This is a genomic window from Flavobacterium gelidicaeli, from assembly GCF_013294005.1.
Lineage (GTDB): Bacteria > Bacteroidota > Bacteroidia > Flavobacteriales > Flavobacteriaceae > Flavobacterium.
On sequence record NZ_JABSNK010000024.1, the window covers coordinates 1 to 12,920 of the forward strand.

The 12,920-nt window shown below is 33.8% G+C and carries 6 protein-coding genes; 5 read left to right on the forward strand and 1 reads right to left on the reverse strand.

Annotated elements, in window-relative coordinates; all coding sequences use genetic code 11:
• A partial coding sequence (locus tag HNP99_RS17365; RefSeq protein ID WP_173854716.1) for a beta strand repeat-containing protein occupies positions 1–4,904 on the reverse strand: 4,904 nt, incomplete at its 3' end.
• Between the two features lie 704 nt (positions 4,905–5,608).
• Between HNP99_RS17365 and HNP99_RS17370 the strand changes: the two genes are divergently transcribed.
• From HNP99_RS17370 to HNP99_RS17390, 5 genes are all read left to right on the forward strand, one after another.
• The gene (locus HNP99_RS17370) at positions 5,609–6,094 is read left to right on the forward strand and encodes a SixA phosphatase family protein (RefSeq protein WP_173854717.1); all 486 of its coding nucleotides are present in this window, start codon (positions 5,609–5,611) and stop codon (positions 6,092–6,094) included.
• Between the two features lie 7 nt (positions 6,095–6,101).
• The gene (ppk1, locus tag HNP99_RS17375; RefSeq protein WP_173854718.1) at positions 6,102–8,171 is read left to right on the forward strand and encodes a polyphosphate kinase 1; all 2,070 of its coding nucleotides are present in this window, start codon (positions 6,102–6,104) and stop codon (positions 8,169–8,171) included.
• Positions 8,172–8,219: 48 nt separating this feature from the next.
• Complete coding sequence (locus tag HNP99_RS17380; protein ID WP_173854719.1) at positions 8,220–9,110, forward strand: Ppx/GppA phosphatase family protein; 891 nt, start codon at positions 8,220–8,222, stop codon at positions 9,108–9,110.
• 960 nt (positions 9,111–10,070) lie between these two features.
• Entirely contained in the window at positions 10,071–10,523 is a 453-nt protein-coding gene (locus tag HNP99_RS17385; protein ID WP_173854720.1) for a hypothetical protein, read from the forward strand.
• 48 nt (positions 10,524–10,571) lie between these two features.
• A partial coding sequence (locus tag HNP99_RS17390) for a VWA domain-containing protein (protein WP_173854721.1) occupies positions 10,572–12,920 on the forward strand: 2,349 nt, incomplete at its 3' end.

Genomic DNA, 12,920 nt, shown 5'->3' on the forward strand with positions numbered 1-12,920 from the left:
TCATTAATAGTTAATTTCACTGCTGTTCTTGACAAACTAGAACAAGTTCCATTTGAAGATTCAGCATAATATGTTTTTGTTCCAACACCAACTTGCGTAGGTGTAGTTACAACTGTACCAGCTGTTGCTGCAGTATACCAAGTAATAGTTCCTCCAGTTGCAGTAGCTGTTAATGTTTGGCTAGCATTACCATTATAACAAACTGTTTGATCAGCTGCTGTTGGTGCATTAGGTAAAGCTGTTACTGTAACTACTCTTGTAGCAGTATCATCATCACATCCACCTGAACCTTTAACAGTATAAGTCATTGTTGCAGTTCCAGCTTTTAAACCTTTAACTACTCCTGTTGAAGCATCAATTGTTGCAGTAGCTGCTGCATTAGTTGACCAAGTACCTCCTTTAACAGTAGAAGATAATGTAGTCGTTCCGTCAACACAAATTGCTTGTGTTCCTGATAATGTTCCTGCATCTGGCGCTGCTGTTACTGTAACTACTCTTGTAGCTGTAGCATCATCACATCCACCTGTACCTTTAACTGTATAAGTCATTGTTGCAGTTCCAGCTTTTAAACCTTTAACTGCTCCTGTTGAAGCATTAATTGTTGCTATAGCTGCCGCACTAGTTGACCAAGTACCTCCAGTAGTAGTAGAAGATAATGTAGTCGTTCCGTCAACACAAATTGCTTGTGTTCCTGATAACGTTCCTGCATCTGGCGCTGCTGTTACTGTAACTACTCTTGTAGCGGTATCATCAGCACATCCACCTGAACCTTTAACAGTATATGTCATTGTAGCAGTTCCAGCTTTTAAACCTTTAACCGCTCCTGTTGAAGCATCAATTGTTGCAGTCGCTGCTGCACTAGTTGACCAAGTACCTCCTTTAATAGTAGAAGATAATGTAGTCGTTCCGTCAACACAAATTGCTTGTGTTCCTGATAACGTTCCTGCATCTGGCGCTGCTGTTACTGTAACTACTCTTGTAGCTGTAGCATCAGCACATCCACCTGAACCTTTAACAGTATAAGTCATTGTAGCAGTTCCAGCTTTTAAACCTTTAACTGCTCCTGTTGAAGCATTAATTGTTGCTATAGCTGCCGCACTAGTTGACCAAGTACCTCCAGTAGTAGTAGAAGATAATGTAGTCGTTCCGTCAACACAAATTGCTTGTGTTCCTGATAACGTTCCTGCATCTGGCGCTGCTGTTACTGTAACTACTCTTGTAGCTGTAGCATCATCACATCCACCTGAACCTTTAACAGTATAAGTCATTGTTGCAGTTCCAGCTTTTAAACCTTTAACTACTCCTGTTGAAGCATCAATTGTTGCAGTAGCTGCTGCATTAGTTGACCAAGTACCTCCTTTAACAGTAGAAGATAATGTAGTCGTTCCGTCAATACAAATTGCTTGTGTTCCTGATAATGTTCCTGCATCTGGCGCTGCTGTTACTGTAATTTTTCCTGTAGCATTAACTGATCCACAACCACCAGTTAAAGGGATTGTGTAGTCAAAAGTTCCTGCTACTGTTGGTGTACCACTAATCGTGATTTTATTCGATGCAAATGAAGCTGTAACTCCTGCAGGTAATCCTGTGGCAGTTCCAATTCCAGTTGCTCTTGTTGTTGTATGCGTAATCGCAGTTAAAGCAGTATTAATACACAAATTTGGTGTTGATGATGCTGCTGATACTGTGTTATTAAGCACTGTTAAAGTAGCTGAACTAGAAGTTACATTTCCGCAAATATAGTTTGACTGACTAACTATGACACGGTATTTGTACCCGTTCATATCGCAAGTGATATTTTTTAAACTTAATGTTGCGGTTGTAACATTCGAATATATAGTTCCATTGGTTACATTAACAAATCCAGAACCGCTATCTACTTGCCATTGGTACTGAGTTGTTCCTGATCCACCAGTAGCAGTAACTGTAAAAGCGGCAGTAAATGTTGTTGATGCCGTTTGATTTGTAGGTTGTCCTGAAGTAGCTATAGTACTTAATGATCCCTTAGTAATTACATTAGTATATGATCCTGTATACGAAGCTGCTTTAACAGTTCCATTAGTATCAACGGCTGGCTTTCCTGTTCCATAAACTCCTCCATCCCCACCATCGGCAGTAGATAAATTATAATATTCATTAGCATCTGAACAACCATCATTATCAGAATCTAAATCTAAATGATTTGGTACTCCATCACCATCTGAGTCTATTGCAATACAATAACTTAATTCATTTATCTGTAAAGTAATATCTGCAGAATTCCCACCATTTTTGGCAGTTGTAATAATTATTTGGTTTATTGGCCCTGTACTATTTACAGTAACACTATTTGCAGGTGCATTACCTCCACCATTACTACTATTAACCGATTGTCCTATAAAGACTCCATTTGTTAAATTAATATTTGAAATAGAAACAGGTACATTAACTCCAGAGTTATTTGCAGTAAAATCAGCTCTATCATTATTATCTAAACCGCTTAACTTAAAATTTAAGTTATAAATAGGTTTACTAAAAGTTAGGGTGTAAACAGCAACATTATTAGTTGGGAAATCAGTATCCCTAGCTTGAACATTTATATAGTTGCCACTTACATTATTAGAACTTTGACTATTTACACCAGAGTTCCATGTAGCACCTCCTTTAAGTTCATATTTAAAAGTTCCTGTTACGTCTCCATAATTATAAACATTATTTACGGTACCAGGGTTAGCAGTGCTATTGTTGAATGTTTGCCCTAAATCAATAAAGCCACTTGGACAATTTAATTCATTTTTATCCAAAATACCGTCGTTATCATCGTCTTCGTCACATATATCCGAAATTCCATCACCATCAGTATCAGGACTTGTTTGAGGATTTGGTAAAATTTCAACACTACTAGAAGCGCTTGAAGTACACGATGATGAAGTTGCAGTTAACGTGTAAGTTCCTGACGGAGCAGTGACCGTGTTACCAGATCTTGTCACTCCAGTTGAAGGAGTTATTGTATAGGTATTACTAGCAATATAATTAGTGATTGTAAAACTACCCGTTGATGTCGTACAACTTGGATGAGTAGCAGGACTCAACGTTGGAGTAGCTGGCGTTGCATTTATTGTTACCGATCCCGATATTGTTGCAGCCGTACACGGTGCTGTATGACCTGAAGTTGTTATTGTATACGTACCTGAAGCAGTAGGAGTACCACTAATGGTTACTGTTTTGTTTGCTGTACTTACGGTAGCGGTTAAACCAGCAGGTAAGTTTGTTACTACTGCATTGGTTGCGCTGCCATCAAATTTAAATACAGTTGAAGTAATAGCTGTACCTGAACATACTGTTTGATTTTGCGTTGCCGTAGCAGACGTTAAAGCGACAGTTGAAGCAGGGTTTACCGTTACCGTTCCGCTAATAGTAGCAGCTGTACAAGGTGTAGTATGCCCAGAAGTTGTAATCGTATAAGTACCCGAAGCAGTAGGCGTACCGCTAATAGTTATCGTTTTAGCAGTTTTATTTACGCTAGAAGTCAAACCCGCAGGTAAGTTAGTTACCGCTGCATTAGTTGCGCTTCCGTCAAAAGTATACACTGTATTAGTTATAGCCGTTGATGAACATACTGTTGGACTTTGTGTTCCACTAGTAAAAACGACTGTCGAGGCCGCATTTACTGTCACAACCACTGGAGTTCTTGTACTTTCACAATTATTCACAGTTTGTGATGCATAATATGTTCTACCAGTAAGATCCGTATTTGCTGCTAGAGCATTTCCACCAGTCGCGGCCGTATACCATTTAATTCCTGTACCTGTCGCTGTAAGGTTAGCAACTGTATTAGAGCTAGATGAACAAAAACTTTGAGCAGCAGCAGTTGGAGCAACTGGAGCATAATTCATTGTTATTGTCGCTGTATTAGATGTTAACGGTGTTGTATCGTTTATAGTGTAAGTTATTGCCGTAGGACTTCCTTTGAATGTTGATAATGGAGTAAAAGTAACAACTCCAAAATTATCAACACTCCATGTACCTTGATTAGCAACAACTAAGGTAGTCTGTCTATTTGCTTGAGCTGTATTTAAATCTACTGTCGCAACATTAATATTTCCATTAGCATCTGTATCATTTGTTGTCACATTTATACTGCCATTTGTTCCAATTGCAATACAGTTTACAACGTCATTATTAGCTCTTGGAGCAACTGGAAAATTAAAAACTACTTCTCCAAAACTTATAGAACTTCTTCTACTATTGGCTTCTACTGCGCTACCTAACCTAAAAGTTGTTGTTGAGACGTCAAATAAATTAATTTGAGCTATAACTGAAGTTTCAATTGTGTTAATTCCATTAAAGGAAATAGCCGGCCCCTGCAGTCGTGTATAATTGTTAGGTCTATCAGTTTTAACAATCAAAGTTGGACTATCAAGAACATAATTTCCAGGAGTTGGTATTTGAATCTCTATAAATTCGCCTCCATCGAGGTCAATAACATCTAAACTGAAAGAATCAAGAGATACTGCAATTGGTACTGTTGTACCATAACTTCCAGATTTATAAAAGTCAAATTTAAATTCTACATAACCTCCACTTCCAACTGCACTAGTTATTTCTGGTTGAAATCGATCAGTTAAACCAGCAGTAGTTTCGTTATCAAAATTATTTAATGTTGCACCGCTAGTAATATTTGCAATGGTTACAATTGCATCAACTTTTTGTCCATTTACTGTAATTACATTTGTGTATTTATAAATTGCACCTTTCGCTCTATCAGTCCCAGATAAAAGAACAGGATTATTAAAAACAGGCGTTTGAGCAAACGAGTTAGTAAACGATAAAAGCAATGCGAAAAATAAAACGAACCTAAATAAAAAGATTTTATTTTTATTTAAAAAATTAAAGTAGTTGTTTTTCATATTTGAAATAATCATGGAAATATATTTTATTTTAATCTCTAGGAGATTAATTTACTGTGTAACTATTTTGATTGTGCAATGATTCAATTAAATATCATCATTCTATTGGCACAGGTTTAATATAACTATTGACTCTTAATCTGTATAACTTTCTATTAGGGTAAAAAAGTAGTCCCTCCTGATTATAATAAAATAGCATTTCGTCAAAGATTTTTTCTTTAGAAAAACCCTTAATAAATGCATCAACAAAACCTTGATTTATAAACATAGGAAAAGACAGCACTGTAGCATTTTTAACGTTAGAAAAAAATCTACTCGTTAAAAATAGTGCGTCATTAATAAGTCCAATAATGGTGTTCGAAGTAATTTTATATATCATATTCTAATTTGGGGCAGCCAAAATTATAATAAAGGCAGTTTATTTTTAAGTACAAAGTTAGTTATCATTCTAACAAATTTAAATTTTCATCTATAAAAACCTAATAAAACCGTTGAAAGGTATTTATTTGTAAATATAAACCTAATATTTTCATATTTTTTTATTAAAACACTTTGTTCATACAATTGAAAACTACTATTTTATCTCTTATTATAAAAAGCAACACTTTATATTTACGCAATCGTACTAACAACGGTTTTAAAATATAAAAAAAATATTTGATTAAAAATACTTTTAAATTGTACCTTTCTGTTTCTGTTCAACTTATTTATTTTTAACTATGAAAAAACTACTATTAATAAGACACGCAAAATCTAACTGGGACACTCCATTGAAGGATATTGACAGACCATTAGATCAACGAGGCATTAATGACGCTCACTTAGTTTCTTTAAATATCTCAAATTTTATTCCAAAAACGTATGTAATGCATTGCAGTACAGCAAAAAGAACAACTGCAACCGCATTAATATTTGCACAGAACCTGCACTACCCTATTGAAAGTATCATTTATAAACCTGAATTATACACTTTTGATGAGTCACAATTAGAAAAAACCATCAAATCAACTGATAATTCTATTGAAAGTATTATTCTTTTTGGTCATAATGCCGCTATTACAAATTTTGTTAATAAATTTGGGGATGTTTTCATTACTAATGTACCTACAACTGGTTTTGTATCATTAGCGTTTGAAGCAAATAATTGGAACGATATTAAGGACGGAAAAACTATAAAAATAGTGACTCCAAAAGATTTAAAATAAAAAATAAGTGTTAGAACAAAAATACATAGATAGAGAAAAAAGTTGGTTAGCATTTAACGCACGCGTTTTGCAAGAAGCCGCTGACCCAACAGTACCTTTATTAGACCGCCTTCGCTTTCTAGGAATATTCTCTAATAATTTAGATGAATTTTTTAGAGTACGATTTGCGGCAATTAGAAGATTGAGCTTGTCTGGTAAAAGTGGCCAGAAGATTCTTGGCGGAATTTCGGCTCAACAGCTAGTTAAAGACATTACTGAGATAGTTATTGAGGATCAAACAGAAAGTTTGGTTATTTTAAAAAGTATCGAAAACGAACTTAAATTAAAAAACATTTTTATCATTGATGAAAATGAAATATCTATTGAGCAAGAAAAATTTTTAAAAGATTTTTTTATTCAAAAGTTAAGTCCAGAACTTGTTACCATTATACTTAATGACCTAGCCGAGTTTCCTTTATTAAAAGACAACATGGGCTACTTAGCCATTAAGCTAGTCATGAAAAAAGAGGCCGAAGTTCGTTATGCTATTATTGAGATTCCTAAAACAATGAATCGTTTCTTGGTATTACCATCTGACGACGATAAACAATATGTGATATTATTAGATGATGTTATTAGACATAACCTTAAAAGCATCTTTAATATTTTTGATTACGAAAGTGTATCGGCACACATGATTAAAATAAGTCGTGATGCACAACTTGACATTGATAGTGATTTAAGTAAAAGTATGCTTGAAAAAATATCTACTAGTGTAAAGGAAAGACGAATAGGAGAACCGGTTCGTTTTATCTATGACCAAGAAATTGAAACTGACACCCTTCAATTCTTTTTAGATAAAATGAAAATTGTTTCTACTGATAGTATTATCCCTGGAGGAAGGTACCACAACAGACGTGATTATATGGATTTCCCTAATTTAGGTAGGTTTGATTTGTTGTATAAAAAAAATGACCCTTTACCTATTCCAGGTTTAAGCTTAGAAGGAAGTATTTTAGAAAAAATAAGCAATAAAGATTATTTGTTAAACGCACCTTATCAGTCATTTTCTTATCTAACCAAGTTTTTGCGTGAAGCAGCCTTAGATCCAAAGGTTACTTCTATAAAAATTACCTTGTATAGACTTGCTAAAAATTCGCAAATTATTAGTTCGTTAATTAACGCAGCTAAAAACGGAAAAAAAGTAGTAGTCCAGATCGAACTACAAGCTCGTTTTGATGAAGCCTCGAATATTTCTTATGCTGAACAAATGCAAACAGAAGGTATCGAATTGATTTTTGGAATAAAAGGATTAAAAGTACACAGCAAAGTATGTGTTATCGAAAGAAACGAAAACGGAAAAACAAAACGTTATGGTTTTATCTCTACCGGAAATTTTAATGAAGCTACCGCAAAAGTTTATACGGATGTCACTCTTTTTACCAGTCATCAGCAAATTTTAAAAGACATTAACAGAGTATTTGAATTTTTTGATATAAATTATAGAATCCACCGCTATAAACATCTTATTGTTTCCCCTCATTATACGAGAACACGATTTTATAAACTTATTGACAGAGAAATTTTGAATGCTAAGGCAGGTCGAAAAGCCTATATAAAATTAAAGATGAATAGTTTGTCTGATTTTAGAATGATTGATAAATTATACGAAGCTAGTAATGCTGGTGTAAAAATACAGTTGCAAGTTCGCGGAATTTGCTCGTTGATTCCCGGCGTAAAAGGAATGAGCGCAAATATTGAAGCCATAAGTATTGTAGACAATTATTTAGAGCACTCCCGAATTTATATTTTTGCTAACGGTGGGCAAACGGCTGTATACATTTCTTCGGCTGATTTTATGACTCGTAATTTAGACGGAAGAGTCGAAGTTACTTGTCCTATATATGATGAAGAAATAAAACAAGAGCTTATTGACAACTTTGATATTGCCTGGAAAGGAAATGTCAAAGCAAGGTATCATTCATCAAAACTGGATAATAAATATAGAGATAGTGATAACGAACCCATATTTAGAGCACAAATTGAAACCTATAAGTACTATCAAAGCAAAGTAGATTCATTAAATGAAGAATTTTAAATTATCCTTCTTTCTATTTATTTCAAAAATTAAAAATCATCATCAACAATGATTAACTTAAAAAAATATGCCGCAATTGATATTGGTTCTAATGCCATGCGATTGTTGATTGTAAATATTATTGAACAAGAAGGAAAAGAACCTCAGTTTAATAAAAGCTCTCTTGTACGTGTACCTATTAGGTTAGGGCAAGACGCTTTTACTGTGGGCGAAATATCTCAGGAAAATATTGACCGAATGGTTGATGCAATGACCGCTTTTAATTTATTAATGAAAGTACATAAAGTACAATCCTATAGAGCATTTGCCACATCTGCAATGCGAGAAGCCTACAATGGAAAAGAAATTGTAGAACTCATTCAGGAAAAATCAAATGTTACCATCGAAATTATTGACGGTAAAAAAGAAGCTGCTATTATTGCCTCAACCGATTTGTTACATCTATTAAATACTGACAAAACTTATTTATTTGTTGATGTAGGTGGTGGAAGCACTGAATTCACTATTTTCTCTAACGGAAAAATCATTACCTCAAGATCATTCAAAGCTGGAACTGTACGTTTATTAAACAATATGGTTTGCGACTTAGTTTGGGAAGAAATTGAAAAATGGATAAAAATAAACACTGAAGATTTTGAAGAGGTAACCTTAATAGGTTCTGGAGGAAATATCAATAAGCTTTTTAAAATGTCTGGAAAAACACAAGAAAAGCCTTTATCTTACATCTATATCAACTCACAATATGCCTTCTTGAATTCGTTAACATACGATCAAAGAATATCGGAACTAGGATTAAACCCTGACCGTGCCGATGTAATCATTCCTGCTGTTAGAATTTATCTTAACGCTATGAAATGGAGCGGTGCCCGACAAATATATGTTCCTAAAATTGGATTATCTGATGGGATTGTAAAAGCAATGTATCACGGTAAAATATAATTTATAATAACTAAAAGTAGACCATAAGCCTTTAGTAACGCAGTCATAGCAAACATAATTACAATAATGGCTCAACACACTAAGGTTACTGAAGGCATCAATCTTAATAATCTACTAACCCTTTCTCCATATTATTGGTTATATTTAAGTTTTGTATTTAGTGAGTACATTGGCTTCCTTTTACAATAATTTTTATTGGCTATTATCGGGTTGATAAAAACATCCGGATCTAAAAAAGTTAACGCTCTAAATAATAAAGTAGTTCCCCTAACTACTACTTAAGTTTTATTGTAGCACAACTTCTCGTTTATTATCAAGTGTATTCCCGCTTTCCGTTGCAATCTTTTACTTTTTAAAGAATAAAGTAAAAGGATTTACACTACAATCGGGGCTATAATTCAACAGTAGTGCTCCCCTCCTATTTCACACAAAAATAAAATAGTCAATACGCCATTATACAATAAAATCACTAATTTACTTGCTCAAACACGCTTAAAAACTGCTCTTTAACGTTTATATTGGTTAATTATAGAAAAAATTAATCATTAATAAACTTTACAATTACATTTATAAAAGAAATAATGATACCACTCTGTAAAACAGAGAGGTACAGGAATAATTTACCTACAAAGAGTATTCTTTTTAACCCCAAAAAAAAGAATAATTATTTTCCTGAAAATTTGGCATCTTGACTAGATGCTAAAATAAAAATATTGAACCTACATAAAGTTTAGTATTTATTCTAAAAGATTTTTAGCATAAATAGGATACCCTACACTTTAAAAAATATTGACTTTAACTATACAATAAAAATAGTAACCCAAACTAATTTTTATTGGATAACAATATATTTTACTAAAGCTATTACTAAAATTAAACTAGAATAATATGGAATCAAATTCTACTCAACCTAACAAATTTTATTTACCTAATATAAATAACATAACTTTTAATATAGTCATGCTATTTCTAATATTAGCAAGCGCTCTTTCTTACGGACAATCTAATGTTTGTAATGCAACTCTAAAGGTAGAGAATGATGGAAATATTAGGAGCACACCTCCTTCAGGAACCTATTATTCACTTTTTATAAAAAATAATGGCGTTGCTGTTGATACATATACACTTGCCTCAAAAGATATAAATGCAACATGCCAAAATCCTGATGGCTCCACTACTGCCGAAAATGTATTAATAAATTTAGACTTTATTGATGTTAATAAAAATCCCATCAACACTATTAGTGTTAATCCAGGTGAGTCGATCAATTTTTATGCTCATGTCACTCTAAATCCCGCTACAAAAAAAGAAAAATGGGCTTGTACCTCTCTTTTCGTCCAATCGGGGAATTGTACTAACTACAAAACAGAAACTATTCTGCATACCTACATTATTGATCCATCAAAAGATTAACAACAACAAAACCAACATCTATTTTATCACATTTATAATAATTATCTGATGAAAAAAACTTTACTCTTTTTTAGCAATTACTTGCAAGACATAAATAAAATAGGGATAACAATAGTATTATTGTTTGTATCTACAATTTTTCATGGGCAAACTATAACAACAAAAAGAACCGTTACTCAAAGCGCCAGCTCTTGTAATGCTATAGATGTTCAACTAGATATTACTGGTGCTAACCCAACTAACAAAGATTCTGATATAATATTAGTAATTGATGTATCTGGGAGTATGGGATATGGCATTTCTGGGGATATAAAAACCTCTATTGATTATGCTAAAACTGCTGCTAACTCTTTTATAAATAGTGCTTCTCAAAATCCCAACAACCGAATATCAGTTGTTTCTTACGCTAACACAGCAAAACTAGAAATTGGTCTAACAACTTTAAATCCAGCTGGTATAGCAGCATTAAAATTAAAAATAAATTCCCTAAACGCTAACGGATCTACAAACATCGAGGACGGAATCACTAAAGCCGAAATAGAATTAGAACAAAACGGACGATTTGATTGCAATACTTCTCGAAACATAGTTTTACTTACTGATGGTGTTGCAAATAGATTTGGATCTAGTGGATCAAATTGCACGTCAGGAATTAATGGCGAATGTGTCCAAAAAAGTATAATTGCCGCTAATAAAGCTAAAACTACTACTAAATCTGGAGTTCTATACAACAATCAAATATTCTCTGTAGGTTTATTTGGAGGAATAAATGGTAACATAAACACACCTGGAAGTCAACAATATATAGCAAAATACACTTTAGATGGTATCCAAGGAAGTCCTGCTATTATAACTCAAAATGCAGCAAACCTTACTACTATTTACAACGATATTGCAGCCAAACTATCATGGGTAGCACAAAATCTTTCTGAGAAAGAAATAATTCCTAGCAATTATACTATCAATGTAGTAACAACTAATAACGGTACTCAATCCTTTTCAGGGCAAACCATAACATGGGAAAATAAATTCCTTAACGTGGAGACTATTACACTTAAATATACTTTAACTCCTAAAACTGCTATTTGTGGGAGTGCTAAAATCAGCGAATCAATATTAAATTATGTAAATTCATCATGTAATCCAGACACTAAAACTATTGAAAACGGAACCTATAATTTCCCTTGTTTGCAAATTGATTTAGCTTCAAAAGAAAATGTAAAATGTTTTGGAGAAAGTTCTGGAAATATTAAAATAACAGCTTCTGGTGGAACTGCCCCTTATTCATTCGAATGGAAAAAAGATGGCAGCTCCACTGTTTACGCCACAACTCAAAATCTACTTAATATTCCAAAAGGAACCTATAAAGTAATCGTTTTTGATAAAGACAAATGTAAAACAGGAGAGTTTACCGAAACTATCACTCAGCCTAATGCCGCTTTAGCACTCTCTTTAGATTCTCAAACTAATGTTAATTGCTATAATGACAACACTGGAGCAATCAAATTAACAACTACTGGTGGAACGGCATCTTATACTTATTCTTGGAAAAAAGATGGAACGGCAATGGCCGCTACAACTGAAGATTTAAACAACCTAGCAAGCGGTGTTTATGAAGTAACTGTTACTGATGCAAAAAACTGTACAACTTCTAAAACAATTACACTAACGCAGCCTAATGCCGCTTTAGCACTCTCTTTAGATTCTCAAACTAATGTAAATTGTTATAATGATAACACTGGAGCAATCAAACTAACAACTACTGGCGGAACGGCATCCTACACTTATTCTTGGAAAAAAGATGGAACGGCAATCGCTGCTACAACTGAAGATTTAAGCAACCTAGCAAGCGGTGTTTATGAAGTAACTGTTACTGATGCAAAAAACTGTACAACTTCTAAAACAATTACACTAACGCAGCCTAATGCCGCTTTAGCACTCTCTTTAGATTCTCAAACTAATGTAAATTGTTATAATGATAACACTGGAGCAATCAAACTAACAACTACTGGCGGAACGGCATCTTACACTTACTCTTGGAAAAAAGACGGAACCGCAATCGCTGCTACAACTGAAGATTTAAACAACCTAGCAAGCGGTGTTTACGAAGTAACTGTTACTGATGCAAAAAACTGTACAACTTCTAAAACAATTACGCTAACTCAGCCTAATGCGGCTTTAGCACTCGCTTTAGATTCTCAAACTAATGTAAATTGCTACAATGATAACACTGGAGCAATAAAATTAGCAACTACTGGTGGGACAGCATCCTACACTTATTCTTGGAAAAAAGACGGAACCGCAATCGCTGCTACAACTGAAGATTTAAACAACCTAGCAAGCGGTGTTTACGAAGTAACTGTTACTGATGCAAAAAACTGTACAACTTCTAAAACA

What these genes read in the sequence shown, in the direction of transcription:
- HNP99_RS17370 (WP_173854717.1), top strand. Translation starts at nt 5,609, where the DNA reads ATGAAAAAACTACTATTAATAAGACACGCAAAATCTAACTGGGACACT.
- HNP99_RS17380 (WP_173854719.1), top strand. Translation starts at nt 8,220, where the DNA reads ATGATTAACTTAAAAAAATATGCCGCAATTGATATTGGTTCTAATGCC.
- HNP99_RS17385 (WP_173854720.1), top strand. Translation starts at nt 10,071, where the DNA reads ATGCTATTTCTAATATTAGCAAGCGCTCTTTCTTACGGACAATCTAAT.